Below are 25,682 nucleotides of genomic sequence, written 5' to 3' on the forward strand. Positions count from 1 at the left end.
GGCCGGCGCAGCGGCACCCGTCGCTGGCCCCGGGGCGGCGGTCCGGGGTGGGGCCGGTGGCGCGGTGAGGGTGCTTCGTCTGCCCTGCGTCACCTCTAAAGATCAAAAGATGTCCTCGCCGGACGGGCAGGCTCCGGGATGACCAAGGGGTGCCTCGTCTCGTCTTGGCGAGGTGGTCGCTGGGTGGTCATCCCGTCGCCTTCCGGTTTGTGTGTATCACCTTGAGCCAGGGCCGCAAGGTTGGCATGTCATCTCGCGTGAGCGGGGATGTTGCGGCCCTGGCTCAAGGTGATCGTTCCGGTGTCAGGCGACGGGATGACCACCCAGCTACCTTGGGGTCGGGGCACGGCGCTGGCGCGCCGTCCTCTGGCTCAGCCTCGTTGGCTGCGGACTCCCAGCAGCACGTCTTCCCAGGCCGGGACCGCCGGGTGGGCCTTCTTCTTCGGCTTCGGCTTGGCGGCCGCCGGGTCCGGCTGGGCGTCGATGTCCAGCGTGGGCTGCGCCGGCTCCTCGTCCGCCGGCTCGGCCTCGGCCTCCGCCTCCGCGCCCACCGCCCGCAGCGTCCGCGGCGTGCGGTGCGGGTCCAGCAGGTCCTCGGCGTGCTCGTCCAGCGCCGTGACCGTGCCGCCGTGCGCACCGGCCGAGAACTGCCAGTGCGCGGCGTTGTCCGAGCGCCCCGCGGTCCACCGCAGCGCCACGATCCACCGGCCGTCGTCGCCGCGCCAGGCGTCCCACGTGGCCTGCGAGTAGTCCTGACCCCGCACACCGAACGCGTAGGCCACGATCTCGCCGAGCGTGCGCACGTCCGGGCCGTCCTCGCGGATCGGGTGCGCCGACTGCGCCAGCTCGGCGGTCCGGGACCGCTCCAGCAGCACCGGGTACGCGAACCGCTCCACCCGCTCCACCGCCACCCCGGCGGTGTCCGCGACCTGCTGCACCGACTCGCCGGCCCGGATCCGGGCCTGGATCTCGCGTGGTCGCATCTGGCTCTCCGTCTCGATTTCGATCTGCCCGAGCCTGGGAACATCGCCCCGGACGGCCGCACGCAGCTTCTCATCGGCGGGCAGGAGGAAACGCTCGCGCCGCGCCGGGTCTTCGCACACGATGGACTTACCGTCCTCGTGCAGCCCGACCACCCTCAGCGTCCGCATCCGCTGCCTCCTCCTGACTTCACCTTCGGGTGTTCACGGTAGGTCGGCGCGTCCGCTTGACGGGGCAGGCGCGCCGACACTTTTTGGTCGATCTTGCAGCAGTTCCACCCGTTCGGCCACCCGGAGGACACCCCGGTGATCGGGATCCGCGAGGATTGCGCGATGGGGCGGCGGGTTCTGGCCACGGGCGTGGCGATCGAGGTCGTGCTGGTCGGGATCCTGCTGGCCTGGAAACGGTTGGACGGGCTGGATCTGGACGTCTACCGGCTCGGCGCGCAGGCGTTCTTCGACCGCGGTGACCCGTACGGCCCGTTGCCGCCCACCCGCAACGGCACGCTGCTGCCGTTCACCTATCCGCCGTTCGCCGCGTTCGTTTTCGCGCCGCTGCTGGTGGTTCCGGCGGACGTCGCGCTCGTCGGTATCACCATCGTGTCCGTCGTCGCGCTCGGTGTGGTCGTCGCGCTGTGTTTCCGGCACTACGACCGGCGGCTGCACGTGTTCGGCGGCCTGGCGCTGGTCGTGCAGGCCGTCGCGTTGTTCAGCGAACCGGTGCGCGCCACGCTCGGGTTCGGCCAGATCAACCTGCTGCTCGTGCTGCTCGTCGCGGTCGACGCGCCGTTCCCGGTCCGCCGCCGCGGTTTCCTGGTCGGGCTCGCCGCCGCGATCAAGCTGACCCCGGCCGCGTTCGTGCTGTTCTTCCTGCTGCGCAAGGACTTCCGCGCCGCCGCACGGGCGATCGGGACGTTCGCCGGCTGCGCGTTGCTCGCGTGGGCGATCGCGCCGCAGGCGTCGGTCACCTGCTGGACGAAGCTCGTCTTCGCCGGCGATCGGGTCGGCGACCCCGGCTACATCGGCAACCAGTCCCTGCACGGCCTGCTCGCCCGGCTCGGCGCCCCGGCCTGGGCCTGGCTGGTCGCGGTGGCCGTCACGCTCGTCGTCACCGTGCTGGTCATGCGCCGCGCCGACGCCGTGGTCGCGCTGCTCGCGTGCGCCCTCGGCGCGTTGCTGGTCTCGCCGGTGTCCTGGACCCACCACTGGGTGTGGGCGGCGCCGGTGATCGGCGTCCTGACGTGGCGAGGGCGGCGGCTCCGGCCACTCGTGCTCGGAACCGCCGCCCTCGCGACAGTCGTGTTCGTCGTCAGCCCGCTGTGGGACCACCGGAGCGTCTGGCCGCTGGCCGAGAGCTACGTCCTCGTCGGCGTCCTGCTGCTCCTGGTGCTGGGACTAGTCGCCCATCCGCTCGACGACCCACTCGATGCAGCTCGTCAGCGCCGTGATGTCGCCCGGCTCGATCGCGGGGAACATGCCGACGCGTAGCTGGTTGCGGCCCAGCTTGCGGTACGGCTCGACGTCGACGATGCCGTTCGCGCGCAGCACCTTGGCGACCTTCGCCGCGTCGATCTCGTCGACGAAGTCGATGGTGCCCACGACCTGCGAGCGCAGCGACGGGTCCTTCACGAACGGCACCGTGTAGCTGGTCTCCTCGGCCCACTCGTACAGCCGCGTCGAGGAGTCCTTCGTGCGCGAGACCGCCCAGTCCAGGCCGCCGTTGGAGAGCATCCACTCGATCTGGTCGGCCAGCAGGAACAGCGTCGCCACCGCCGGGGTGTTGTACGTCTGGTCCTTGCGCGAGTTGTCCAGCGCCGTGGTCAGCGACAGGAACTCGGGGATCCACCGGCCGCTGTTGCCGATCTTCTCCACGCGCTCGACGGCCGCGGGCGACATCAGGGCCAGCCACAGGCCGCCGTCGGAGGCGAAGCACTTCTGCGGCGCGAAGTAGTAGACGTCGAAGTCCTCGGCCTGGACCGGCAGGCCGCCGGCGCCCGAGGTGGCGTCGATCGCGACGAGCGCGCCCTCGCTGCCGGCGGGGCGCCGCACCGGCACCGCGACACCGGTCGAGGTCTCGTTGTGCGCCCAGCCGACCAGGTCCGCGCCCGGCTCGTAGGCGATCTCCGGGGCGCTGCCCGGCTCGGCCTTGACGACGATCGAGTCGCCCAGGAACGGCGCGTCCGAGGTCACCTTGGCGAACTTCGACGAGAACTCGCCGTAGGTGAAGTGCTGGGCCCGCTCGTCGACCAGGCCGAACGCGGCGGCGTCCCAGAACGCCGTGGTGCCGCCGTTGCCGAGCACGACCTCGTAGCCCTCGGGCAGGGAGAAGAGCTGGGACAGACCGGAGCGCACCCGTCCGACGAGGGACTTCACCGGCTTCTGCCGGTGGGAGGTGCCCATGTACGCGGCGCCCTCGGACGCGAGGTTCGCCAGCTGCTCCGCCCGGACCTTGGACGGTCCGCAGCCGAAGCGCCCGTCGGAGGGCTTCAGTTCTGCCGGAATGGTCAGCTCATCGGTCATGCGCCCAGTCTCGCAGGTCGCGTTTCCGGTGCGTAACGCCGGTGGCGGTCCCACTATGCGGTACGCCAGCCCTCCGGGTCGACGCCGCCGGGGACGGGCGCGGCCGGGTCGTAGGGGGTGCGCGTGAAGATGAACGTGGCCAGATCCAGGTGCCGCGGCGTCCCGTCGGCGTCGCGGCCGACGCGCAGGGTTTCACCGGCGTAGTAGCCGTCCAGGCCGAGCCACTCGTCCTCGGCGACCGGGCGGAACCGGGACGCCCGGCCCATGCCGCTGACCGGGGCGAGGCTCAGCATGCCGCCCGGGAGCAGCCGCAGGTGGTACGGCGTCGGGCCCCAGTGCCACAGGCCGGTGAGGGTGAGCAGGGCGCGGTCGACCTCGGACGGCCGCCACTCCGCCGGCAGGTTCGGCTCGTGCTCGTCGGCGATCGCGATCAGGTCCACCACCAGGCCCAGGATGGCCGGGCCGGTGGTGGCGTTGGCGAAGGTCAGCGCGCCGGTGCCGGTGGACTCGTCGACCAGCGAGCAGGCGAGGAACCCGGGCATCGACCCGGTGTGCCCGGCCAGCCGCTTGCCCTGGTGCCGCAGGACCTGCAGGCCAAGGCCGTAGCCGGAGGTCCAGGTGTCGGCGTCGTCCACCGTGGCGACCGCGCGCATCTCGGCGACGGTGTCCGGACTGAGCACGTCCGCGGTGTCGCCGCCGACGAACGACGTCCAGCGCGCCAGGTCGCGGACCGTCGACCACAGCTGGCCGGCCGGGGCCATCGCGCCGGCGTCCGGGCTGGGCTCGGGCAGCAGCGGGTCGGCGAACGGGTGCACGGCCCAGCCGCGTGCGTGCCTGCCCCGCGGGTGCGGGGTCGTGCGCGACATGCCCAGCGGTTCGAGGACCTCGCGGTTCAGTGCGGTCAGCCAGTCGGTGCCGCGGTGGCGGGCGATCAGCTCGCCGAGCACGCCGTAGCCGACGTTGGAGTAGTGGAAGCGGCTGCCCGGGCGGTTCTTGAGCGCGTTCCGCGCGAGACTCGCCTCCAGGGTGGCCCAGTCGCCGCCCGCGGTGCGCTCCCACCAGGAGCCGGGCGATTCGGCGGTCAGGCCGCCGGTGTGCGAGAGCAGCTGGCCGACCGTCGAGGCGCCGAAGCTGGTGCCGGGGACGTGCTTGTCCAGCGGGTCGTTGAGGTCGAGGCGGCCCTCGTCGCGCAGGCGCATCACGAGCGCGGCGACGAGCGACTTGGTGATCGAGCCGAGCCGGTACTGGGTGTCGTCGTCGGGCGCGTCGCCCTCGACGGTGCCCCGCGCGCCCCACCAGGCGACCTCGCCGTCGCGGACGACCGCGGCGACCATCGACGGCGCGCGGCCGTTCGCCTGTTCCAGGGACAGGCGGCGGAGCAGGGCGAACTCGGTGCTGGGCAGCATGCCGTCATTCTGCCGCGCGCGGCGTGAGCAGCTCCGTGAGGGCGAGCTCGAGGGAACCGAGCAGGCGGCGGTGCAGCTCCGAACCGGGCTCGGCCTGGAGCAGGTGCTGGGCGAAGCCGTCGGTGAGGGCCATGACGATGTCGGCGAGCCTTCCGGCGTCCAGGTCGTCGCGGATGTGGCCCTGGCGCTGGGCCTGGTCGAGGAAGTCGGTGGTCTGCTCGCGCAGGAAGCCGTAGCCGTGGCGGAGGTGGTGCGCCCAGTGCGGCAGGACGGCGGCGCGGGCGGTGAAGGCGAGGATGACGATCACCTCGGCGCGGCGCTGGTCGTTCAGCGGCAGGGCCTCGGCGACCAGGGCGCGCAGCATCGTGAGCAGGTGGTCCTGCGGCACCTTCATCCAGCGCCGCTCGATGTGTTCGCTGGTCAGGTCGAAGGCGAAGTGGAACAGCTCCTCGCGGGTCGAGAAGTACTTCTGCACGGCGCCCGGGGACAGGCCGGCTTCGGCGGCGACGGTGCGCACGCTGACCGTCTCGATGCCCTCCCGGGCGATCAGCCGGAGCAGGGCTTCGGCGATCTCGCGGCGGCGCTGGGGCCGGTCGACGATCTTGGGCACGGTTGTCATCCTAGGAGCGGAGGTTTTAAGATACGATCGTATCCTGAAAACTGGGGGGACGGGATGGCGGGCAAGGGGCGTGCCCAGCAGAACGAGTGGGCCGCGGCGCTGACGCGGGGGCCGGTCGAGGTCCTGGACTTCTTCCTGCCGTTGTGGGCGGGCACGGCGCTGGGGGCGAGCGCGGCCGAGGTGGGGGCGCTGACCGCGCTGGAGACGCTGGTGTCGTTCGTGGTGCGCCCGGTGGCGGGGGCGCTCGCCGACCGGGTGGACCGGGGACGCCTGGCCGCGTTCGGGGCCGTCCTGTATGGACTGTCGTTCGCCGGGTACGCGGCCACGCCCGGTCTCGGACCGGCGTTCGCGGCGGCGGTGCTCGCCGTGGTCGGCGGTGCGGTGTTCTGGGTGTCGCTGCGGGCGCGCGTGGGGGAGGGGCTGGGCGCCGACAAGGCCGCGTTCAGCAAGCTGTTCGCCGCCGAGGGCGGAGGCACGTGGGTGGCCTTCGTGGCCGCGATGTCGCTCGTGTCCCGGATCGACTACCGCGGAGTGTTCTGGCTGGGCGCGGCGGCGTGCGCGGTGGCGGCGGTGGTGATGCTCGCGCCGGCCGGTCCGGCCCCCGCACCGCAAAAGGCGGGCGGCCAGGGTTTCGGCCAGCTGGGCCGTCGGCTGCGGCCGATGCTCCTGCTCGTCGTCATCACCGCGCTCGCCGAGGCGGGCGTGGCGCTGCTCCTGCTCCTGCACCTGCAGCGCGGGCACCACCTGGAGCTGCACCAGATCGCCGGGGTTTTCCTGCCCGGGTTCATCGTCTACACGACACTGCCGGAGTACCTGCACAAGGTCACCGGACGACTGGGCCGCACGACGGTGCTGTCGCTGGCGATGGGGTCCAGCGCGGTCTTCGCCGCCGGGCTGTCGTTCGCGCCGAACCCGGCGGTGCTGACGGGGATGTGGGTGCTGTCGGCGGCCGCGTTCGCCGCGGCGGTTCCGGTCGAGCAGGAGATCGTCGCGGAGGCGGCCGGTGTCAGCCTCGGCCGCGCGATGGGCATCTACGAAAGCGCGACACTCCTCGGCGCCACCGTCGGCACCTTCTCGGCGGGCCTGCTGTACAACGCGGGCGACGGCTGGCAAGCCGCGTGCCTCGGCGCCGCCGCGATCCTGCTGGTGGGCGCGACCTTGGTGCGGCCGGTGCTGCGTGCGGTCACCCCGCAGGGCGCGTAACGGGGAAGGCCCCGGAACCACGCGGGTTCCGGGGCCTGCCACAGCCACAGCCAGAAAGCGCTTACAGCGGCTTGACCGCCGACCAGCCCTCGACCTCCTCGGGCGATCGCGGGCCCGGGCCGACGTAGCTCGCCGAGGGGCGGACCAGTCGTCCGGTCTGCTTCTGCTCCAGGATGTGCGCCGCCCAGCCGGCGGTGCGCGCCGACGTGAACATCGCCGGCATCATGGTCGTCGGCACCTGCGCGAAGTCCAGGATCACCGCCGCCCAGAACTCCACGTTCGTCTCGATCGCGCGGTCCGGGCGCCGCTCCCGCAGTTCCGCCAGCGCGGCCTGCTCCAGCGCCGCGGCCACCTCGTACCGCTCCGCGCCCAGCTCCCGGCACGTCCGCCGCAGCACGCGGGCCCGCGGGTCCTCGGCCCGGTACACCCGGTGCCCGAAGCCCATCAGCCGCTCCTTGCGGTCCAGGATCCCCTTGACGACCTTGCGCGCGTCGCCCTCCTTCTCGACCGCCTCGATCATCGGCAGCACCCGCGCGGGCGCCCCGCCGTGCAGCGGTCCGGACATCGCGCCGATCGCGCCCGACAGCGCAGCCGCCACGTCAGCCCCGGTCGAGGCGATCACCCGCGCGGTGAACGTCGACGCGTTCAGCCCGTGCTCCGCCGCCGATACCCAGTACGCGTCCACGGCCTTGACGTGCGCCGGGTCCGGCTCGCCGCGCCAGCGGATCATGAACCGCTCGGTGATCGTCCGCCCCTCGTCGACCCGGGACTGCGGCACCGCGGGCACCCCGACCCCGCGCGCGGACTGCGCCACGTACGACAGCGCCATCACCGACGCACGGGCCAGGTTCTCCCGCGCCTCCTCGTCGCTGATGTCCAGCAGCGGGCGGAACCCCCAGATCGGCGCGACCATCGCGAGCGCGGCCTGCGCGTCCACCCGGACGTCACCGGTGTGCACGGGGATCGGGAACGGCTCGGCCGGCGGCAGTCCGTCGCCGAACCGGCCGTCGACCAGCAGGCCCCACACGTCGCCGAAGCTGACCTTGCCCGCCAGGTCCTCGATGTCCACGCCGCGGTAGCGCAGCGCGCCGCCGTCGCGGTCCGGCTCGGCGATCTGGGTGCGGAAGGCGACCACGCCTTCCAGCCCGGGCTTGAACCCGTCGTCCGGTTCAGTGTTCTTCGCAACGGGCGCTGAGGTAGTCACTGGTGGAAACCTTTCGCTGCGCATTTCCCCGACAGGAGTTGTTACGCGCGCGTGACGCGCTCGGGGCGCCTCGTCGCACGGTGACCACACCATGCCCCTCGAACGGCCTAGGAGCAATCGAAGAAAGCGGTGGTTTCGGTCACGATTACGAGAACGATTCAGCCGGATGGCTCGTTCGCACGTAAATCCTGTGTTTCGCACGCGCGTGTCGCACTCATCGCGGTGATAGACCTGAGCGCATGCACCTGAGCCCCCAGGAGCGCGACAAGCTGCTCGTCCACGTCGCCGCCGACGTGGCCCGGCGCCGGCTGGAGCGCGGCGTGCGCCTGAACTACCCGGAGGCCGTCGCCCTCATCACCGACCACGTGCTGGAGGGCGCCCGCGACGGCCGCACCGTCGCCGAGCTGATGTCCAGCGGCCGGTCCGTGCTGTCCCGGGACCAGGTGCTCGACGGGGTGCCCGAGATGGTCGACTCCGTCCAGGTCGAGGCCACCTTCCCGGACGGCACGAAGCTCGTCACCGTGCACGACCCGATCGTCTGAGGAGCGCGCGTGCGTCCAGGAGAGATCATCCCGGCCGGATCGCCCGTCGAGCTGAATCCGGGCCGCCCGCGCGTGCGGCTGCGGGTGAGCAACACCGGTGACCGCCCGGTGCAGGTCGGTTCGCACTACCACTTCGCGGTGACGAATCCGGCGCTCGAATTCGACCGGGCGGCGGCCCGCGGTCACCGCCTGGACATCCCCGCCGGCACCTCCGTCCGCTTCGAACCGGGCGTGGAGCGCGAGGTCGGCCTGGTGCCGCTGGCCGGCTCGCGAACCGTTCCCGGCCTGCGGAAGGACGGCGAGTGAGCAGCATCGACCGCGAGCGCTACACCGAGCTGTTCGGCCCCACCGTCGGCGACCGGATCCGGCTGGCCGACACCGACCTGCTCATCGAGGTCACCGAGGACCGCAGCATGGGCGCCGGCTCCGGCGACGAGGTGCTCTTCGGCGGCGGCAAGGTGATCCGCGAGTCGATGGGCCAGGGCATGGCGACCCGCGCCGAGGGCGCGCCGGACCTGGTGATCACCGGCGCCGTCGTGCTCGACCACTGGGGCGTGGTCAAGGCCGACGTGGGGGTGCGGGACGGCCGGATCGTCGGCATCGGCAAGGCGGGCAACCCGGACACGATGGACGGCGTCGACCCGGACCTGGTGATCGGCCCGGCCACGGAGATCCTGTCCGGCAACGGCCGGATCCTCACCGCGGGTGGCATCGACTGCCACGTGCACTTCATCTGCCCGCAGCTCGTCGACACCGCGCTGGCCTCCGGCCTGACCACGCTCGTCGGCGGCGGCACCGGTCCGTCGGAGGGCACGAAGGCCACCACCGTCACGCCCGGCCCGTGGAACCTGGCGCGGATGCTGCGGGCGATGGACGGCCAGCCGGTCAACGTCCTGTTGCTGGGCAAGGGGAACACCGTCCGGCCGGAGGCGCTGCGGGAACAGTTGGCGGCCGGCGCGGGCGGGTTCAAGCTGCACGAGGACTGGGGCAGCACCCCGGCCGCGATCGACGCGTGCCTGACGGTGGCGGACGAATCCGGGGTGCAGGTGGCGATCCACACCGACACGCTCAACGAGGCCGGGTTCCTGGAATCCACAGTGGACGCGGTGGCCGGCCGGTCGATCAACGCCTACCACACCGAGGGCGCCGGCGGCGGGCACGCGCCGGACATCATCAAGGTGGCCGGGCTGCCGAACTTCCTGCCGTCGTCGACCAACCCGACCCGCCCGCACACCGTCAACACCCTCGACGAGCACCTCGACATGCTGATGGTGTGCCACCACCTCAACCCGTCGGTGCCGGAGGACCTGGCCTTCGCGGAGAGCCGCATCCGCCCGAGCACCATCGCGGCCGAGGACGTGCTGCACGACCTCGGCGCGATCTCGATGATGAGTTCGGACTCGCAGGCGATGGGCCGGATCGGTGAGGTGATCATCCGCACCTGGCAGACCGCGCACGTGATGAAACGCTGCCGTGGCGCGCTGCCCGGCGACGGCGCGGCCGACAACCTGCGCGCCCGTCGCTATGTCGCCAAGTACACGATCAACCCGGCGATCGCGCACGGCATGGACGGCGAGATCGGCTCGGTCGAGGTCGGCAAGCTCGCCGATCTGGTGCTGTGGGAGCCCAAGTTCTTCGGCGTCAAACCGCACGTGGTGCTGAAGGGCGGCTTCGTGGCGTGGGCCGCGATGGGCGACGCCAACGCGTCCATCCCGACGCCGCAGCCGGTGCTCGCGCGGCCCATGTTCGGCGCCGCGCCGTCCGTGGCCGCGGCTAGCAGCGTGTACTTCGTCGCGCCCGAGGCCCTCGCGGCCGGCCTCCCGGTGACCCGGTCGCTCGTGCCGGTGCGCAACGTGCGCCGCGTGACCAAGGCCGACATGGTGCTCAACGACGCCCTGCCGGACATCCAGGTCGACGCGGACAGCTTCGCCGTGCACGTCGACGGCGAGCTGATCGAACCGCAACCGGTCGCCGAACTGCCCATGGCCCAGCGGTACTTCCTGTTCTGATGGGCATCTCCGCGATCCTGCTGGCCGACTCCCGGTTCCCGGGCGGCGGTCACGTGCACTCCGGCGGGCTCGAGGAAGCGGTGGCGCGCGGGCTGATCCGCACCACCGCCGACCTGCCCGGGTTCCTGCACGGTCGCTTGTGGACGGCCGGATACCTATCCGCCGTCTTCGCTTCCGCGTCCGTCGTGAGTAGACAGTGGACGCGGCTGGACGAGGAACTCGACGCCCGCACGCCGTCGCCGGCCCAGCGCACGGCATCGCGCGCGCAGGGGCGTGGCACCGCGCGCGCCGGCCGCATCGCCTGGCCGTCACCGGTGATCGACGAGCTGCTGGCCCCCCCCCCGCGCCCGCACCACCCGATCATCACCGGCGCGCTCACCGGCGTTTCGGGCGGCACACCGCGGGACGCGGCGCTGGCCGTGGCCTACCTCGCGGTCAGCGGACCGGCCAGTGCGGCGGTGCGGTTGCTGGGGTTCGACCCGTTCACGGTCAACGCGATGGTGGCCGCGCTGGGGCCCGATCTCGACGCCGTCGCCGAGCAGGCGGCCGGCTACGCCGGGACCGACCCGGCCCGGCTGCCGTCGCCCGGTTCACCGGCGCTGGACCTGCTCGCCGAAGCACACCTGCGCCACCACGAGGAAGAGGTGCGTCTCTTTGCCAGCTGAACACGGACACGGTCACGGCCACGTGCACCCGGTCAACTTCGACCCGACGGCCACCGAACCCGACCGGTACGAGACGCCGCCCGCGCGCGGCCGCGCGTTCCGCATCGGCATCGGCGGCCCCGTGGGCAGCGGCAAGACCGCGCTGACCGCCGCGCTGTGCCGGGCGCTCGGCGACGAGATCGACCTCGCCGTGGTGACCAACGACATCTACACCACCGAGGACGCCGACTTCCTGCGCAAGGCCGGCGTGCTCGACCCCGAGCGCATCGAGGCCGTGCAGACCGGCGCCTGCCCGCACACCGCGATCCGCGACGACATCACCGCCAACCTCGACGCGGTGGAACGGCTGGAAGACCGGTTCCCCGGGCTGGAGCTGGTGATCATCGAAAGCGGCGGGGACAACCTGACCGCGGTGTTCAGCCGGGGCCTGGCGGACAGCCAGATCTTCGTGGTCGACGTCGCGGGCGGGGACAAGGTGCCGCGCAAGGGCGGGCCCGGCGTGACGACCGCCGACCTGCTGGTCATCAACAAGATCGACATCGCGCACCTGGTGAACGCCGACCTGGACGTGATGACCTCCGACGCCCACCGCATGCGCGGCGAGCTGCCGGTCATCACGCAGTCGCTGGTGCGCACGCCGGACGCGCCCGGCGTGGCGGCGTGGGTGCGCGAACAGCTGGCCGGGTGAAGGCGCACGCCCGGCTCGTCGCCGAGGCGGCCGGCGGGCGGACGGTGCTGCGGGAGCTGACGTCGATGGCGCCACTGACCCTGGTACCGCGGCGCGGGTCCGGCGCGGCGGCCCGGGTCCACCTGGTGAACTCGGCGACCGCCCCGCTCGGCGGCGACGAGCTGGTCCTGGACGTCGTGGTCGGACCGGGCGCGGACCTGCGCCTGTCCGGGGTCGCCGCGACGCTCGCGCTGCCCGGGCCTGCCGCCGCGGCCAGCACGTCGTCGGTGCGCGTCGAGGTCGGCCCCGGCGGTTCGCTGGAGTACCGGCCAGAGCCGACCGTGGTCACCGCGCGGGCCCGGCACACCGCGGAACTGGTCGCGACCCTCGACGAGACCGCACGGTTCCGCACGCGTGAGGTGCTGGTCCTCGGCCGCGCGGGTGAAGCACCCGGACGGCTCACCACGTCGCAGCGCGTCACCTCCGGCGGCAGGCCGGTGCTGGACCAGACCCTCACCGTCGGCGACCCGGCCCTCGATGCCAGTGCCGCGGTACTGGCCGGGCACCGGGTGCTCGCCACGGAGCTGCTGGTCGGCGACGAAGTGGCGCAGCCGTCGAGCGGCGACTGGTGGGCGGTGACCCCGTTGCCGGTCGCCGGGTTCTTGATCACCGCGCTGGCCCCGGACGCGGTGACCGCCGAGGAGCTGCTGGGCCGTGGCCGGTGTCACCGTTCGTCGGCTTTCGGAGCGGCTTCCCAGGCCCTAACGTGGGCTGTTACGGGTGAGTAAGCGGGTCGCGGAGGTCGGCACATGCCAGAGGTCGAAAACATCGACGACGTTGCGGTACGCCTTCCCGGCATGCGGGTGGCCTACGACGGCGAAGCGCTGGACGAGGCCGACCTGGCCGGCAGCTGGACCGAGCAGTTGCAGGACTGGCTGAACCAGGCCATCGCCGCCGGGGTCGCCGAGCCGAACGCCATGGTGCTGGCCACCGCCGACGCCGAAGGCCGCCCGTCCTCCCGCACCGTGCTGTGCAAGGGCCTCGACGAGCGCGGCGTCGTGTTCTACACGAACTACACCTCGAACAAGAGCCACGACCTGACCGTGACCCGGTACGCGTCGGCGACCTTCCCCTGGTACGCGTTGCAGCGGCAGGTGACCGTGCGCGGCGAGGTGGAGAAGGTCGACGTCAAGGAGACCGCCGAGTACTGGAAGCAGCGCCCGCGCGGCTCCCAGCTCGGGGCCTGGGCGTCGCCGCAGTCGAAGGTCGTGACGAGCCGGCGGGACCTGGACGTCGCGCTGTCGTCGATCGAGCGCCGCTTCAGCGACGTCGAGGAGGTGCCGCTGCCGCCGCACTGGGGCGGGTGGCGCATCCGGCCCGAGGTCGTCGAGTTCTGGCAGGGGCAGCAGAACCGGCTGCACGACCGGCTGCGGTACGTGCGCACCCAGGACGGCTGGCACATCGAGCGCGTCGCCCCCTGACCCGAACGCCGAACTCACGCGCCCGAGCGTGGAACTCGCGCGCCCGAGCGTGGAACTCGCGCGGGTGCCGGCGAGTCCCACGCTCCTGGGCGCGAGTTCTGCGTTCGTGGCGGCGAGTTCTGCGGTCGTGCCGGCGAGTTCCACGCTCGGCGAGGTAAATCACCAGCGCTTGGTTAGTTAGCGCGGCTAAACTGGCCGGTTGTGAGTGTCGAGGCCGGGTCGCAACGGGGCAAGAAGCGCAAACTGCTGAAATCGGTGGTCGTGGACGTGCGGCCGCTGCGCACGCCCGCCTTCCGGCGCCTGTTCACCGGCACCGCGATCACCGCGATCGGCAGTCAGCTCACCACCGTCGCCGTGCCGAAGCAGGTCTTCGACCTCACCGGCTCGTCCGGGTACGTCGGCCTGACCGGCATCGTCGCGCTGGTCCCGCTGCTCGTTTTCGGGCTGTGGGGCGGCGCGATCGCCGACACCGTCGACCGCCGCAAGCTGCTCATCTTCGGCAACGCCGGCATCGCCGTCGTGTCCGCCCTGCTGTGGGCCCAGGCGTTCTTCGACATCGGCTCGGTGTGGCTGGTCTTCGTGCTCCTGGCGTTCAACCAGGCGTTCTTCGCGATCAACATGCCGACCCGCAGCGCGATCGTGGCCCGGCTGATCGAACCGGAACTGCTGCCCGCGGCGGCCGCGCTGTCCGGCACCGTGAACACGTTCGGCATGGTGTTCGGGCCGATGGCCGCCGGCGCCCTGATGCCGGTGATCGGCTTGCCCACGCTCTACCTGATCGACACGATCGCGCTGGTCGTCGCGCTCTTCTCGGTCTGGCGGCTGCCACCGCTGCCGCCGCTGTCCGGCACCGTCCGCGCCGCCGGTCTCAAGGACGTCCTCGACGGCTTCCGCTACATGGGCACCCAGAAGGTCCTGCTCGCCTCGTTCGTCGTGGACATCATCGCGATGGTCGCCGGCATGCCGCGGGCCCTGTTCCCGGAGATGGCCGAGCGCACCTTCGGCGACCCACCCGGCGGCGGCCTCGCCCTGGGCTGGCTGTACGCGGCGATCCCGATCGGCTCGGTCGTCATCGGGTTGTTCTCCGGCTGGCTCGGCCGGGTCCGGCGGCAGGGTGTCGCGGTGACGGTCGCGATCTGCGCGTGGGGCGTGGCGGTGATCGGGTTCGGGTTGTCGAACTCGCTGTGGCTGGCCGTGGTGTTCCTGTGCCTGGCCGGCGCCGCGGACATGGTGAGCGCGATCTACCGCCAGGCGATCCTGGTGATGGCCGCGACCGACGAGATGCGCGGCCGCATGCAGGGCGCGTTCACGGTGGTCGTCGCGGGCGGGCCCCGCATCGCCGACCTCACGCACGGCTGGACCGCGGCCGCGGTGGGCACGGCCGCCGCGGCGACCGGTGGCGGGGTGCTGGTGATCGTCTTCATGGCGATCGCCGTCGCGCTGCTGCCCGCGTTCTGGCGCTACCGAGCCGCGGCGGTCACGAAGTAGGCGCGCCGGCTACTCGCCGGCCTGGAACGCCTCGGTGCCCGCCCGCACGCGGTGTGGTTCCAGCAGCGCGCGCTGGCTCGCGGCCCGTTCGATCAGCGTGTCGAAGTCGACGCCGGGCACCTGGTCGGCGAGGCCGGCCAGGTCGCGCAGCGTCGTCCACAGCTGCTTCTTCCCGTCGATCCCCATCGTCAGCACTTCGAGCTCCAGGAAGCGGCTCAGCGGCGAATAAGCCAGCAGCCGCCCGTTCGGCTTGAACCGGGACAGCCGCTCCGCGCCGAACACCGCCGCCGTCTTCAGCGGGTTCTGGCGGACGCCCAGGTGGTCCATGATCGACCGGAACGTGTCGACGTCCTCGGCGATCTCCGTCGCCACCCGTTCGAGTGTTTCGCCCACCGCGGTGCCGCGGTTGTTGCCCGCGGCCCGCCGGGCCAGCTCGCGCCAGCCGACCCCGAGTGCGAGCTGGTCGTTGAGGTAGATCGCCAGGAAACCGTCCACACCCCCGGTTACCCGTGTCCCGGCCGGTCACGCCTGCCAGCCTGGATGTCCCGTTGATCCAAACGGCGGGCATTCCCCCGAAAGCGTGGCCCGGCAAAACGGATTGGGGCACACTTCTCCGGCATGGCTGAGGTGAGCACTACTCAGGAACCCGCGCTCAAGCGGGTCATCGGCCCGAAGCTCCTGCTGTTCTTCGTGGTCGGGGACATCATCGGCACCGGCGTCTACGCCCTGACCGGCCAGGTGGCCGGCCGGGTCGGCGGCGCGCTGTGGCTGCCGTTCCTGCTGGCGTTCGTGGTCGCGTTCATGACCGCGTTCAGCTACCTGGAGCTGGTCGGCAAGTACCCGAGAGCGGCGGGCGCCGCGCTGTACGCCAACCGCGCGTTCCGCGTCCCGTTCCTGACCTTCATGGTCGCCTTCGCGGTCATGTGCTCGGGCATCACGTCGGCCTCCTCGGCCGCGATCGCGTTCGCCAACACCTACCTCAAGGAGTTCGTCGACCTCCCCGGCTGGCTGATCGCGCCGCTGTTCGTCGTCGGCCTCGCCGCCATCAACTTCCGCGGTGTCAGCGAGTCGGTGAAGACGAACGTCGTGCTCACCTGCATCGAGCTGTCCGGCCTGCTGATCATCATCGGCGTCGGCGTGTGGGCGGTGCTCAACGGCAACGGTGACCCCGGCCGTCTGGTCGAGTTCGACACCGCCGACCAGACCGCGCTCGTCGCCATCACCTCGGCGACCTCGCTCGCGTTCTTCGCGATGGTCGGGTTCGAGGACTCGGTCAACATGGCCGAGGAGTGCCGCGACCCGGTGCGCATCTTCCCCAAGGCGATGCTGTGGGGGATGGTTGTCGCCGCCACCATCTACGTGCTGGTCTCGCTGACCTCCTCCCTGCTGGTGCCCGCCGACGAGCTGTCCGCGGCGAAGAGCAACGCCCTGCTCAAGGTGCTCGACGTCGGCGCGCCCGGCTTCCCGCGCGAGGTGTTCTCCGCGATCGGCCTGTTCGCGGTCATCAACTCGGCCCTGATCAACATGCTGATGGCCAGCCGCCTGCTCTACGGCATGTCGAACGAGCGGATCATCCCGAAGGTGCTCGGCACGGTGCACCCGCTGCGCCGCACGCCGTGGGTGTCGATCGTGTTCACCAGCGTCATCGCCATCATCCTGGTGTCCACTGTGGACATCAGCGTGCTGGGCGGCACCACGGCGCTGTTGCTGCTGGTGGTCTTCGCGATCGTCAACGTGGCGGTGCTGGTGCTGCGCCGGGAGAAGGTGGACCACCCGCACTTCCGGGCGCCGACGATCATCCCGGCGCTGGCCGCGGTGTTCTGCCTGTACCTGGTGAGCCCGCTGTCCGGCCGTCCGGCGCGGGACTACACGATCGCGGCGATCCTGCTCGGCGTCGGTGTCCTGCTGTGGGTGGTCAACTGGCTCGCGATGCGTGCCGAAAGAAGTAAGGATCGTGCGCCGACAGCACCGTGACCTCGTCGCCGTGGTCGCGCACCAGCTCGCGCAACCGCCGGTGGTTCTCCCGCCGCGCGCCCGGCACGGTCTCCACCCGGGCCTCGAACCACGCGAGGCCCGGGGTGGCGTGCGGGCGCGCCGGGTCGATCTGGCCGTGGTGGAAGAACGCGTCACCGGCGTGCAGGAGCCACCCGTGCCCGGTGTCCACGGCCACCCCGGCGTGCCCGCGCGTGTGCCCGCCCAGCGGGACCAGCAGGATCTCCGGCGGCAACCCCTTGAGCTGGCGCACCGCGTCGAAGCCGAACCACTTCTCGCCGGTGTCCGGGTAGCTGCTCCACTGTGGACCGTGCGCGAAGTGGACCTGCTGGTACCGCCCGCGTTCCTTCTCGTCGCGGGGTGACCGCAGCGCCCGCAGCTCCTCGGCGTAGACGTGCACGGTGGCGTGCGGGAAGTCGACCAGCCCGCCGGCGTGGTCGAGGTCGAGGTGGGTGAGCACGATGTGCCGGACGTCCTCGACCGCGTACCCGAGCCGGCGGACCTGTTCGGCCGCGGTCTCCGCCACCGACGTCCGCACGCCGACCATCCGCACGAACTTCGCGCCGAGCCACTCGTCCGCGCGGTCGACGGCCGGTGAACCCATCCCGGTCTCGATCAGGACCAGTTCGGAGCCGGTGTCGACGAGCAGGCAGTGGCAGACCAGTTCGGCGCGGTGCAGGAACCCGCCGCGGCCGTCGATCAGCCGCCCGCCGAGGGGACGCATGGTGCCGCAGTTGAGGTGGTGGACCTTCATGTCAGCTCCCGTTCGAAGGTGGCGCGCAGGTGGTCGCCCACGGCGTGCAGCGGCGCGAGGTCGTGCTGGGTCCTGGCCAGGAGCAGGGCGCCCTCGATGGCGCTGAGCGCGATGGTGGCCAGCGTCGCCGCCGTCGCGGGATCGGCGCCCTGCCCGGTGAGGTACTCGGTGAGGACGGCGTGCCAGGACGCGTACCCGTCGGTGCACGCCTGCCGGATCGGTTCGCTGTCCGCGGCGTCCAACGCGACCGTCGCGATAGGACAGCCGGACCGGTAGTCCGAGTCGGCGAGGTTGCGCCCCAGCGCGTCGATCACGCGGGTGATGGCCGTCCCCGCGTCCGGCGCGGCGCCGAGCGTCGAGCGCAGCAGGTCCGCCATGTTCTCGCTGGAGAACGTGACCGCCTCGGCGGCCAGCTGCTCCTTGCCGCCGGGGAAGTGGAAGTACAGCGAGCCCTTCGGCGCGCCACCGGCGCTGACCAGCTGGTTCAGGCCGGTCGCGTGGTAGCCCTGGGTGTGGAACAGCTCCGCGGCCGAGGCGACCATGCGGCGACGGGTGTCGGTTCTCCGGACCATGTCGATCACCGTAGCGCAAACTATGACGACCGGTCTAGTTAGTTCGCCGCCCAGTATCTTCGGGGCCATGGCCAACCCCACGGGACAGCAGTTCGAGATCACCCGCGGCAACGCGCGCGCCGTCGTCACCGAGATCGGTGCGGGCCTGCGGTCGTTCGAGATCAGCGGCGTGCCCTACCTGGAGACCTTCGCCGAGGACGCCCACCCGCCGAAGGGCGCCGGGCAGATCCTGCTGCCGTGGCCCAACCGCACCAAGGCCGCCCGGTGGACCCACCAGGGCGAGGAGCAGCAGCTGGAGGTCACCGAGGAGGCCCGCGGCAACGCGATCCACGGCCTGACCCGGCACCGCGAGTGGACGCTCGTCGAGCACGCCGAATCGTCGATCACCTTCGAGATCGACGTGGAGAAGCAGCCGGGCTGGCCGGTGCCGCTGCAGGCCCGGATCACCTACGACCTGGCGCCGCGCGAGCTGACCGTCACCCACGAGATCCGCAACGAGGGCGAGTCGGCCATCGGCGTCGGGGTGGGCGCGCACCCGTACTTCCGCATCGGCGACGTGCCGACCGACGAGCTGACGCTGACCCTGCCCGCCACCCGCGTGCGGCCGTACCTCGGCGACCAGCAGCTGCCCTACGGCGACGAGCAGGACACCGCCGGCACCGAGTACGACTTCCGCGCGGGCCGGGTCCTGGCCAGGGTCGACCTGGACACCGCGTTCGGCGGTCTCGTCGCCGGTGACGACGGCCGGTTCCACCACGTCCTGTCGCACGGCGAGCGCAGCGTCGACGTGTGGACCGGGCCGGACTTCAAGTGGGTGCAGGTGTTCACGCCCGCGGACCTGGTCGGCCGCGGCCGCGCGGTCGCGATCGAGCCGATGACCTGCCCGGCCGACGCGCTGAACTCGGGCACCGATCTGATCGAGCTGGAGCCGGGCACGTCGTGGACCGGCAGCTGGGGAGTCCGGGTCCATGGCTGAGCCGATCCGGCTCGGCGCGGCGGACGCGGGCGAGCTGCTGACCCTGCAGCGCGCCGCGTTTCTCACCGAAGCGCGGGCGCATCGCAGCTTCGACCTGCCGCCGCTGACCGAGACGCTCGGCGAGCTGGCCGCGGTGCTCGCGGATCCGGACGTGGTCACCTGGGGCGTGCGGGAGTCCGGGCGGTTGGTCGCGAGCGTCCGCATCCGTCTGCGCGGCGAGGTGGGCGAGGTCGGCCGCTTGGTGGTCGCCCCCGACCGGCAGGGCGCGGGACTCGGCTCGGCGCTGATGAAGGCGGCCGAGGATCGGCTGCCGCCGCAGGTGCGCGTGCTGCGGCTGTTCACCGGCGAGCTGAGCGAGGGCCCGCTGCGCCTGTACGCCCGGCTCGGATACGTCGAAACCGGGCGAACCCCCGAGGCGCACTACCACCTCGTGCACCTGGAAAAGCGGTTCCGTTAGCGTTGCTCACCATGGTGAAGGCGATTGTGGGCGGATACGTGGTGCCGGTCGAGGGTGACCCGATCGACGGCGGCACGGTGCTGATCGAGAACGGCAGGATCTCCGCGGTCGGCACGGCCGCGGAGGTCGACGTCCCGGAGGACGCGGAGCTGGTCGACGCCTCGGGCACCTGGGTGCTGCCCGGGTTCGTCGACGCGCACACCCACCTCGGCGTGCACGAGGAGGGCGAGGGCTGGGCCGGCAACGACACCAACGAGATGACCGACCCGAACGGCGCCCGCTTCCGCGCGCTCGACGGCATCGACCCGTTCGAAATCGGCTTCGACGACGCCCTGTCCGGCGGCGTGACGAGCGTGGTGATCAAGCCCGGCTCGGGCAACCCGATCGGCGGGCAGACGGTCGCCGTGAAGACGTGGGGCCGCACCGCGCTCGACATGGTCTTCGACGAGGCGGTCAGCGTGAAGAGCGCGCTGGGCGAGAACCCGAAGCGCGTGTACGGCGACAAGGGCCAGACGCCGTCGACGCGGCTGGGGGTCGCGGCGATCATCCGCGAGGCGTTCACGAAGGCCCGCAACTACGTCGCGCAGCGCGACCACGCGCGGGCCGAGGGCAAGCCGTTCGACGTCGACCTGACGCTGGAGACCCTGGCGAAGGTCCTCGACGGCGAGCTGTACTGGGACCAGCACACCCACCGCGCCGACGACATCGTCACCGCGATCCGGCTGGCCGAGGAGTTCGGCTACAAGCTGGTGGTCAACCACGGCACCGAGGGGCACCTGATCGCGGACGTGCTGGCGGAGAAGGGCGTCCCGGTGATCCTCGGGCCGCTGTTCACCACGCGGTCGAAGGTCGAGCTGCGGAACCGGACGCTGCGCTCGGCCGGGATCCTGGCGCGGGCCGGGGTGCGGATCGCGATCACCACGGACCACCCGGTGGTGCCGATCAACTTCCTCGTGTACCAGGCCGCGCTCGCGGTCAAGGACGGGCTGGACCCGGAGACGGCGCTGCGGGCGCTGACGGTGAACCCGGCGGAGATGCTGTCGCTGGACGACCGGATCGGCTCGCTGAAGCCCGGCCTGGACGCCGACATCGTGCTGTGGTCCGGCGACCCGCTGGACGTGATGAACCGCGCCATGCGGGTCTTCGTGCGCGGCCGCGAGGTCTACCACTTCGACGACGCGAGCGGCGAGGGCGTGGTGGCGCCGCGCCGCTACGCCGAGTAGCGCTGCGGAACGCGGAACCCGCCCGCGCGAGTCCCACGCTCAGCCGCGCGAGTTCCACGCTAGGGGTGGCGAGTCCCACGCTCAGCCGCGCGAGTCCCACGCTGGGGCGGGCGAGTTCCCCGCTCGCCCCAGCGAGTTCCGCAATCAGGCGCGCTTCAGGCCCGCTTCAGGTGGCGGGCGATCACCATGCGCTGGATCTGGTTGGTGCCCTCGAAGATCTGCGGCACCTTCGCCTCCCGCATGTAGCGCTCCACCGGGAAGTCGCGCGTGTAGCCGGCTCCGCCGAGGACCTGGACCGCGTCGGTGGTCACCTTCATCGCCGCGTCGGTCGCGATCAGCTTCGCGACCGACGCCTGGCGGCCGAACGGCATCCCGCGGTCCCGGCGCCGCGCCGCGTCGAGGTAGGTCGCGCGGGCCGAGTCGACCGCGGCGGCCATGTCGGCGAGCAGGAACTCCAGCCCCTGGAAGTCGATGATCGGCTTGCCGAACTGCGTGCGCCCCTTCGCGTACGCCACCGCCTCGTCCAGCGCCGCCTGCGCCAGACCCACCGCGCAGGCGGCGATCCCGAGCCGTCCGGAGTCCAAAGAGGACAGCGCGATCCGCATCCCGGCGCCCGCCGGGCCGATCAGCCGGTCGGCGTCCACCCGGGCGTCGGAGAAGATGATCTGCGCCGTGGTCGACCCGGTGAGCCCCATCTTCCGCTCCGGCGGCGCCGCGGACAGCCCCGGCGTGCGCCCGTCCACCAGCAGGCACGAGATCTCGTCGTCGCCCGTGCGGACCATCGTCGTGTAGAAGTCCGCCTCGCCGCCGTGCGTGATCCACGCCTTCGTGCCGTTGACGACGTAGGCGTCCCCGTCCAGCCGCGCCCGCGTCGCCAGCGCCGACGCATCGGACCCGGCGTGCGACTCCGACAGCGCGTACGCGCCCAGCAGCTGCCCCTCGAGCATGTCCGGCAACCAGCGGTCGCGCTGCTCGTCGGTGCCGTAGTTCACCAGCGCGTAGCAGGACATGATGTGCGTCGACAGCCCGACGCCGACCGACATCCACGCGGCCGCGATCTCCTCCACGACCTGCAGGTACACCTCGTACGGCACCTCGCCGCCGCCCCAGCGCTCGGAGTACGGCAGCCCGAGCAGGCCCGACTTGCCGAGCAGCCGGAACTGCTCCCGCGGGAAGTGCTCGGCCTCCTCGTACTCGGCGGCGAGCGGCTTGAGCTCGTCGCGGGCCAGTTCCCTCGCCAGCGCGATCAGGTCCTCGTATTCGCGGTCGGGGAGCAGGCGGTCGACCGGCATGGTTGCCTCCGGGTGTACTCGAAGCAGTACTCTGTAATCGTCTCCAGTACAGCACATACGGTGGTTCCATGACCAGTCGCGAGGTGCTCCCGCCATCGGGCGGCAAGGCGCTGACCTCCCGGCAACGCGCGCTGCTCGCCGAGCTGGAGGAGCTGTTCCTGGTCGACGGTTTCGTCCACTTCACGCTCGACGACCTGGCGGCCAAGACGCACTGCTCGAAGTCGACGCTGTACGCGCTGGCGCCGAGCAAGGAGCAGCTCGCCGTCCGGGTGGTGCAGCACTACTTCAAGAGCGCCGCCGGTGAGCTCGACGAGCGGATCGCCGGCGTCGAGGACGCCCGCGAGATCATCGGCGTCTACCTGAGCGGCATCGCCGACCACCTGAACCGGGCGTCCGCGGCGTTCATGCGGGACATCAACGACTTCGCCCCGGCGCGCGCGGCCTACGAGCTGAACAGCCGGGCCGCGGCGGCGAAGATCCGGTCGTTCATCGCCAAGGGCGTCGCGGACGGGGTGTTCCGGGACGTGCACGCCACGCTCATCGCGGAGATGGCCACGGTGCTCGTCGAGGCCATCCAGACCGGCGTGGTCGGCTCCCGTACGGGGGTGACCGACGCCGAAGCCTTCACGGCGCTGTCCGAGTTGCTCCTGGGCGGGCTAGCATCTCGCCCGTGATCGTGGTGGGTGGCGAGGCGCTGGTCGACCTGGTGCCGGGTGCCGAGAAGACGAACGACGGCCTGACGTCCCTGGTGCCGCGCCTCGGCGGCGGCCCGTACAACGTGGCCCTCGCGGCCGGGCGGCTCGGCACGCCGACCGCGTTCCTGTCCCGGATCTCGACCGACCGGTTCGGTCAGGCCCTGCGGGAACGGCTGATGGCCTCGAATGTCGACATATCGATGGTGCAGGAGGGCGTGGAGAACACGACCCTCGCCGTCGTGGCCCTCGCGCCGAACGGGTCGGCCAGCTACACCTTCTACACCGAGGGCACGGCCGACCGCCTCGTCGCCGACCCGGGACCGCTGCCCGAGGACGTCACCGTGCTGTGCCTGGGCACCCTCGGCATGGTCCTGGAGCCCGGCGCCACCACCTACGAGACCGTGCTGCGCCGCGAGGCCGCTCGGGGTGTGCTGACCGCGCTCGACCCGAACATCCGGGCCGACCTCATCGCCGACGCCGACGCCTACCGCCGCCGGTTCGCGTCGTGGCTGCCCGACGTGCGGCTGCTGAAGCTGTCCGACGACGACGGCGAGTGGCTGGCTGGCCCGGCCGGGCTGGACGCGGCGATAAAGTCGTGGCTCGACGCCGGGGTGGACGCCGTGGTGCTGACCCGCGGCGGCGACGGGTTGGCCGTCCACACCGCATCCGTGACCGTTTCGGTACCGTCCGCGCCCGCCGAGCTGGTGGACACGATCGGCGCCGGCGACACCGTGCAGGGCGCGCTGCTGTCGTGGCTGCACGACCGGAATGTGGGCACGCTCACCGATCTGGGCGAGTCCGGTTGGCGCGAGGCCTTGACTTTCGCGGCCAAGGCTGCGTCCATCACCGTGTCCCGGAGCGGCGCCGAACCGCCCACCGCGGCCGAGATGGTGTGAACCTGATCCCAACGGTTTGCTCTAGGTAACACAACGGCTGCGCGAAGGCCCGTTGTTCGACTAGCGTAATGGGGGAATTAATACCCCAGCGGGGCGGTGTGCGCGGACGATTTCCGGTCACGCGCGATCACAAAGCTGCCTGTGTGACCTGCAGGAGCTGCCGGCCCGTGTGACCGTGAGAGGGACGACCTGCATGTCCGACGCGACTGCGGCGACCGGTGGCGGCACCGTATCGCTGCGCCTACCGACTGGCGAGCACGAGCTGAAGGTTGTCAATGCCGTCGAGGGTGCTCCCGGCATCGAGCTGGGGAAGCTGCTGGCGTCGACCGGGTACATCACGTATGACCCTGGTTTCGTCAACACCGGGTCGTGTTCCTCGGCCATCACCTACATCGACGGCGACGCCGGGATCCTCCGTTACCGCGGCTACCCCATCGAGCAGCTGGCCGAGCGTTCCAGCTTCCTCGAGGTGTCCTACCTGCTGATCTACGGCAACCTGCCGACCCAGGCGCAGCTGGACGACTTCACGCAGAAGATCAACCGGCACACCCTGCTGCACGAGGACCTCAAGCGCTTCTTCGACGGCTTCCCGCGTGACGCGCACCCGATGCCGGTGCTGTCGTCGGCGGTGGCCGCGCTGTCCACCTTCTACCAGGACTCGCTGAACCCGTTCGACGAGCCGAACGTCGAGCTGTCCACCGTCCGGCTGCTGGCCAAGGTGCCGACGCTGGCGGCGTACGCGTACAAGAAGTCCATCGGCCAGCCGTTCCTGTACCCGGACAACTCGCTGGGCCTGGTGGAGAACTTCCTGCGGATGACGTTCGGCCTGCCCGCCGAGCCGTACGAGGTCGACCCCGAGGTCGCCAAGGCGCTGGACCTGCTGTTCATCCTGCACGCCGACCACGAGCAGAACTGCTCCACGTCGACGGTGCGCCTGGTGGGTTCGTCCGAGGCGAACCTGTTCGCGAGCATCTCGGCCGGCATCATGGCGCTGTTCGGGCCGCTGCACGGTGGCGCCAACAGCGCCGTGCTGGACATGCTGAACGGCATCAAGGCCGACGGCGGTGACGTGGCGAACTTCGTCAGCCGCGTGAAGAACAAGGAAAAGGGCGTGCGCCTGATGGGCTTTGGCCACCGGGTGTACAAGAACTACGACCCGCGCGCCAAGATCATCAAGCGCACCGCGGACCAGATCCTCGGCAAGCTCGCGCCCAACGACGAGCTGCTGGACATCGCGAAGCGCCTCGAGGAGACCGCGCTCTCCGACGATTACTTCATCGAGCGCAAGCTCTACCCGAACGTCGACTTCTACACCGGGTTGATCTACCGCGCGCTCGGGTTCCCGACGCAGTTCTTCACGGTGTTGTTCGCGCTCGGCCGGCTGCCCGGCTGGATCGCGCACTGGCGCGAGATGATCAACGACCCGCAGACCAAGATCGGCCGCCCGCGGCAGATCTACATCGGCGAGAAGGAGCGCGAGTACACCGCGATCTCCGAGCGCTGAGTTCGTCCGGCGTTCTTTCGACGGCGCGTCCCTGGTGGGGCGCGCCGTTTTGTTTTGTTCGGGCGGTGGATGCTCCAGTGATGCCGGGGGTGAGTGGGCATCTTGTGGGTGCGTGAGTGGCGCTTTGGTGCGGCTGCAGGGGGTGCGTGCCGCGGTTGGCCCACTGATGCGGCGGTCAGTGGGTATCGCGTGGGTGCGCGAGTCGCGCTCACGCGCGGCTGCGAGTGGTGCCCGTGCGAGTGGCGCTCTCGCGCGGGCGCGAGGGTGCCCGTGCGAGTGGCCCTCTGGTGGGTGGGCGAGTGGCCCTCTCGCGCGGTGTCAGCGGGCGCGTGCCGCGGTTGGTCCAGTGATGCGGCGGTGAGTGGGCATCTTGTGGGTGCGTGAGTGGCGCTTTGGTGCGGCTGCCGGGGGTGAGCTTGCCCCCGTTCGCCGGACACTTCGGGTGTGGGGTCAGTGATCTTGGTCTGACTCCGTGTGCAGGGCTTCAAACGTGACGGGGCTGTGCATTCCGATTTTGGAATGTCTCCGTTTCGGATT

At 71.4% G+C, this 25,682-nt stretch carries 26 protein-coding genes; 17 read left to right on the top strand and 9 right to left on the bottom strand.

The window, feature by feature from the left end:
* Window positions 1–371: 371 nt before the first annotated feature.
* Window positions 372–1,151, bottom strand: coding sequence for a septation protein SepH (gene sepH / locus D0D15_RS28835; protein WP_094009069.1), 780 nt, complete (start codon window positions 1,149–1,151; stop codon window positions 372–374).
* A gap of 93 nt (window positions 1,152–1,244) precedes the next feature.
* On the opposite strand from sepH, the gene D0D15_RS28840 reads away from it, so the two are divergent.
* Window positions 1,245–2,468, top strand: coding sequence for a glycosyltransferase 87 family protein (locus D0D15_RS28840; RefSeq protein ID WP_244214993.1), 1,224 nt, complete (start codon window positions 1,245–1,247; stop codon window positions 2,466–2,468).
* Here the strand turns inward: D0D15_RS28840 and serC are convergent.
* From serC to D0D15_RS28855, 3 genes are read right to left on the bottom strand one after another with little or no spacing between them, the layout of a single operon-like run.
* Window positions 2,376–3,500, bottom strand: coding sequence for a phosphoserine transaminase (gene serC / locus D0D15_RS28845; RefSeq protein WP_094009070.1), 1,125 nt, complete (start codon window positions 3,498–3,500; stop codon window positions 2,376–2,378). The genes D0D15_RS28840 and serC overlap by 93 nt on opposite strands.
* A gap of 53 nt (window positions 3,501–3,553) precedes the next feature.
* Window positions 3,554–4,906 (bottom strand): serine hydrolase domain-containing protein, encoded by a 1,353-nt coding sequence (locus D0D15_RS28850; protein WP_115944898.1) that lies wholly within the window; start codon window positions 4,904–4,906, stop codon window positions 3,554–3,556.
* A gap of 4 nt (window positions 4,907–4,910) precedes the next feature.
* The gene (locus D0D15_RS28855) at window positions 4,911–5,525 is read right to left on the bottom strand and encodes a TetR/AcrR family transcriptional regulator (RefSeq protein ID WP_094009072.1); all 615 of its coding nucleotides are present in this window, start codon (window positions 5,523–5,525) and stop codon (window positions 4,911–4,913) included.
* A gap of 54 nt (window positions 5,526–5,579) precedes the next feature.
* On the opposite strand from D0D15_RS28855, the gene D0D15_RS28860 reads away from it, so the two are divergent.
* Window positions 5,580–6,728, top strand: coding sequence for an MFS transporter (locus D0D15_RS28860; RefSeq protein WP_115944899.1), 1,149 nt, complete (start codon window positions 5,580–5,582; stop codon window positions 6,726–6,728).
* Window positions 6,729–6,789: 61 nt separating this feature from the next.
* On the opposite strand, the gene D0D15_RS28865 is transcribed toward D0D15_RS28860, so the two are convergent.
* Window positions 6,790–7,956 (bottom strand): citrate synthase 2, encoded by a 1,167-nt coding sequence (locus D0D15_RS28865; protein WP_094009074.1) that lies wholly within the window; start codon window positions 7,954–7,956, stop codon window positions 6,790–6,792.
* A 215-nt stretch (window positions 7,957–8,171) separates the two neighbouring features.
* Here D0D15_RS28865 and D0D15_RS28870 point away from each other — a divergent pair, with 215 nt between their 5' ends.
* The 8 genes from D0D15_RS28870 (at window position 8,172) to D0D15_RS28905 (ending at window position 14,784) form a co-directional block, all read left to right on the top strand.
* The gene (locus tag D0D15_RS28870) at window positions 8,172–8,474 is read left to right on the top strand and encodes an urease subunit gamma (RefSeq protein WP_094009075.1); all 303 of its coding nucleotides are present in this window, start codon (window positions 8,172–8,174) and stop codon (window positions 8,472–8,474) included.
* A 9-nt stretch (window positions 8,475–8,483) separates the two neighbouring features.
* Window positions 8,484–8,780, top strand: coding sequence for an urease subunit beta (locus D0D15_RS28875; RefSeq protein ID WP_094009076.1), 297 nt, complete (start codon window positions 8,484–8,486; stop codon window positions 8,778–8,780).
* Window positions 8,777–10,483 carry an urease subunit alpha gene (locus D0D15_RS28880; protein WP_094009077.1) on the top strand — a complete coding sequence of 569 codons (1,707 nt, stop codon included), beginning with the start codon at window positions 8,777–8,779 and terminating at the stop codon, window positions 10,481–10,483. Before D0D15_RS28875 ends, D0D15_RS28880 begins: the two co-directional genes overlap by 4 nt.
* Window positions 10,483–11,148 (top strand): urease accessory protein UreF, encoded by a 666-nt coding sequence (locus tag D0D15_RS28885; RefSeq protein ID WP_115944900.1) that lies wholly within the window; start codon window positions 10,483–10,485, stop codon window positions 11,146–11,148. The genes D0D15_RS28880 and D0D15_RS28885 overlap by 1 nt, the downstream gene beginning before the upstream one ends.
* Window positions 11,138–11,836 carry an urease accessory protein UreG gene (gene ureG, locus D0D15_RS28890; RefSeq protein WP_094009079.1) on the top strand — a complete coding sequence of 233 codons (699 nt, stop codon included), beginning with the start codon at window positions 11,138–11,140 and terminating at the stop codon, window positions 11,834–11,836. The genes D0D15_RS28885 and ureG overlap by 11 nt, the downstream gene beginning before the upstream one ends.
* Complete coding sequence (locus tag D0D15_RS28895) at window positions 11,833–12,603, top strand: urease accessory protein UreD (protein ID WP_094009080.1); 771 nt, start codon at window positions 11,833–11,835, stop codon at window positions 12,601–12,603. The genes ureG and D0D15_RS28895 overlap by 4 nt, the downstream gene beginning before the upstream one ends.
* Before the next feature lie 21 nt (window positions 12,604–12,624).
* A complete protein-coding gene (gene pdxH / locus D0D15_RS28900; protein ID WP_094009081.1) occupies window positions 12,625–13,296 on the top strand; it encodes a pyridoxamine 5'-phosphate oxidase in 672 nt (223 codons plus the stop codon).
* Window positions 13,297–13,497: 201 nt separating this feature from the next.
* Entirely contained in the window at window positions 13,498–14,784 is a 1,287-nt protein-coding gene (locus tag D0D15_RS28905; RefSeq protein ID WP_094009082.1) for an MFS transporter, read from the top strand.
* Between the two features lie 9 nt (window positions 14,785–14,793).
* Here the strand turns inward: D0D15_RS28905 and D0D15_RS28910 are convergent, their stop codons facing one another.
* Window positions 14,794–15,279 carry a hypothetical protein gene (locus D0D15_RS28910; RefSeq protein ID WP_094009083.1) on the bottom strand — a complete coding sequence of 162 codons (486 nt, stop codon included), beginning with the start codon at window positions 15,277–15,279 and terminating at the stop codon, window positions 14,794–14,796.
* A gap of 123 nt (window positions 15,280–15,402) precedes the next feature.
* Here D0D15_RS28910 and D0D15_RS28915 point away from each other — a divergent pair, with 123 nt between their 5' ends.
* Entirely contained in the window at window positions 15,403–16,758 is a 1,356-nt protein-coding gene (locus D0D15_RS28915; RefSeq protein WP_094009084.1) for an APC family permease, read from the top strand.
* On the opposite strand, the gene D0D15_RS28920 is transcribed toward D0D15_RS28915, so the two are convergent.
* The gene (locus D0D15_RS28920) at window positions 16,700–17,530 is read right to left on the bottom strand and encodes an MBL fold metallo-hydrolase (protein ID WP_094009085.1); all 831 of its coding nucleotides are present in this window, start codon (window positions 17,528–17,530) and stop codon (window positions 16,700–16,702) included. The genes D0D15_RS28915 and D0D15_RS28920 overlap by 59 nt on opposite strands.
* Window positions 17,527–18,102, bottom strand: a complete 576-nt coding sequence (locus D0D15_RS28925; RefSeq protein WP_094009096.1) for a TetR/AcrR family transcriptional regulator — start codon at window positions 18,100–18,102, stop codon at window positions 17,527–17,529. The genes D0D15_RS28920 and D0D15_RS28925 overlap by 4 nt, the downstream gene beginning before the upstream one ends.
* 67 nt (window positions 18,103–18,169) lie before the next feature.
* Between D0D15_RS28925 and D0D15_RS28930 the strand changes: the two genes are divergently transcribed.
* The 3 genes from D0D15_RS28930 to D0D15_RS28940 are packed head-to-tail and all read left to right on the top strand — an operon-like array spanning window position 18,170 to window position 20,758.
* The gene (locus tag D0D15_RS28930; protein ID WP_094009086.1) at window positions 18,170–19,078 is read left to right on the top strand and encodes an aldose 1-epimerase family protein; all 909 of its coding nucleotides are present in this window, start codon (window positions 18,170–18,172) and stop codon (window positions 19,076–19,078) included.
* Window positions 19,071–19,535, top strand: a complete 465-nt coding sequence (locus tag D0D15_RS28935) for a GNAT family N-acetyltransferase (RefSeq protein ID WP_094009087.1) — start codon at window positions 19,071–19,073, stop codon at window positions 19,533–19,535. The genes D0D15_RS28930 and D0D15_RS28935 overlap by 8 nt, the downstream gene beginning before the upstream one ends.
* Before the next feature lie 11 nt (window positions 19,536–19,546).
* Complete coding sequence (locus tag D0D15_RS28940; protein WP_094009097.1) at window positions 19,547–20,758, top strand: amidohydrolase; 1,212 nt, start codon at window positions 19,547–19,549, stop codon at window positions 20,756–20,758.
* Between the two features lie 155 nt (window positions 20,759–20,913).
* Here D0D15_RS28940 and D0D15_RS28945 read toward each other — a convergent pair whose 3' ends face one another.
* A complete protein-coding gene (locus tag D0D15_RS28945; RefSeq protein ID WP_094009088.1) occupies window positions 20,914–22,050 on the bottom strand; it encodes an acyl-CoA dehydrogenase family protein in 1,137 nt (378 codons plus the stop codon).
* 68 nt (window positions 22,051–22,118) lie between these two features.
* On the opposite strand from D0D15_RS28945, the gene D0D15_RS28950 reads away from it, so the two are divergent.
* From D0D15_RS28950 to D0D15_RS28960, 3 genes are all read left to right on the top strand, one after another.
* On the top strand, window positions 22,119–22,724 hold the full coding sequence (locus tag D0D15_RS28950) for a TetR/AcrR family transcriptional regulator (protein ID WP_094009089.1): 606 nt from the start codon (window positions 22,119–22,121) through the stop codon (window positions 22,722–22,724).
* On the top strand, window positions 22,721–23,641 hold the full coding sequence (locus D0D15_RS28955) for a carbohydrate kinase family protein (protein ID WP_094009090.1): 921 nt from the start codon (window positions 22,721–22,723) through the stop codon (window positions 23,639–23,641). Before D0D15_RS28950 ends, D0D15_RS28955 begins: the two co-directional genes overlap by 4 nt.
* A gap of 193 nt (window positions 23,642–23,834) precedes the next feature.
* Window positions 23,835–25,145 (top strand): citrate synthase, encoded by a 1,311-nt coding sequence (locus tag D0D15_RS28960; protein WP_094009091.1) that lies wholly within the window; start codon window positions 23,835–23,837, stop codon window positions 25,143–25,145.
* Window positions 25,146–25,682 lie beyond the last annotated feature (537 nt).

This window comes from Amycolatopsis thermalba, from assembly GCF_003385215.1.
Classification (GTDB): domain Bacteria; phylum Actinomycetota; class Actinomycetes; order Mycobacteriales; family Pseudonocardiaceae; genus Amycolatopsis_E; species Amycolatopsis_E thermalba.

Excerpts from the sequence above, each read along its gene's own strand:
- sepH (WP_094009069.1), bottom strand. The coding sequence starts at position 1,151 with ATGCGGACGCTGAGGGTGGTCGGGCTGCACGAGGACGGTAAGTCCATC.
- serC (WP_094009070.1), bottom strand. The coding sequence starts at position 3,500 with ATGACCGATGAGCTGACCATTCCGGCAGAACTGAAGCCCTCCGACGGG.
- D0D15_RS28850 (WP_115944898.1), bottom strand. The coding sequence starts at position 4,906 with ATGCTGCCCAGCACCGAGTTCGCCCTGCTCCGCCGCCTGTCCCTGGAA.
- D0D15_RS28855 (WP_094009072.1), bottom strand. The coding sequence starts at position 5,525 with ATGACAACCGTGCCCAAGATCGTCGACCGGCCCCAGCGCCGCCGCGAG.
- D0D15_RS28860 (WP_115944899.1), top strand. The coding sequence starts at position 5,580 with ATGGCGGGCAAGGGGCGTGCCCAGCAGAACGAGTGGGCCGCGGCGCTG.
- D0D15_RS28865 (WP_094009074.1), bottom strand. The coding sequence starts at position 7,956 with ATGCGCAGCGAAAGGTTTCCACCAGTGACTACCTCAGCGCCCGTTGCG.
- D0D15_RS28870 (WP_094009075.1), top strand. The coding sequence starts at position 8,172 with ATGCACCTGAGCCCCCAGGAGCGCGACAAGCTGCTCGTCCACGTCGCC.
- D0D15_RS28885 (WP_115944900.1), top strand. The coding sequence starts at position 10,483 with ATGGGCATCTCCGCGATCCTGCTGGCCGACTCCCGGTTCCCGGGCGGC.
- pdxH (WP_094009081.1), top strand. The coding sequence starts at position 12,625 with ATGCCAGAGGTCGAAAACATCGACGACGTTGCGGTACGCCTTCCCGGC.
- D0D15_RS28915 (WP_094009084.1), top strand. The coding sequence starts at position 15,403 with ATGGCTGAGGTGAGCACTACTCAGGAACCCGCGCTCAAGCGGGTCATC.
- D0D15_RS28920 (WP_094009085.1), bottom strand. The coding sequence starts at position 17,530 with ATGAAGGTCCACCACCTCAACTGCGGCACCATGCGTCCCCTCGGCGGG.
- D0D15_RS28925 (WP_094009096.1), bottom strand. The coding sequence starts at position 18,102 with ATGGTCCGGAGAACCGACACCCGTCGCCGCATGGTCGCCTCGGCCGCG.
- D0D15_RS28930 (WP_094009086.1), top strand. The coding sequence starts at position 18,170 with ATGGCCAACCCCACGGGACAGCAGTTCGAGATCACCCGCGGCAACGCG.
- D0D15_RS28935 (WP_094009087.1), top strand. The coding sequence starts at position 19,071 with ATGGCTGAGCCGATCCGGCTCGGCGCGGCGGACGCGGGCGAGCTGCTG.
- D0D15_RS28940 (WP_094009097.1), top strand. The coding sequence starts at position 19,547 with ATGGTGAAGGCGATTGTGGGCGGATACGTGGTGCCGGTCGAGGGTGAC.
- D0D15_RS28945 (WP_094009088.1), bottom strand. The coding sequence starts at position 22,050 with ATGCCGGTCGACCGCCTGCTCCCCGACCGCGAATACGAGGACCTGATC.
- D0D15_RS28950 (WP_094009089.1), top strand. The coding sequence starts at position 22,119 with ATGACCAGTCGCGAGGTGCTCCCGCCATCGGGCGGCAAGGCGCTGACC.
- D0D15_RS28960 (WP_094009091.1), top strand. The coding sequence starts at position 23,835 with ATGTCCGACGCGACTGCGGCGACCGGTGGCGGCACCGTATCGCTGCGC.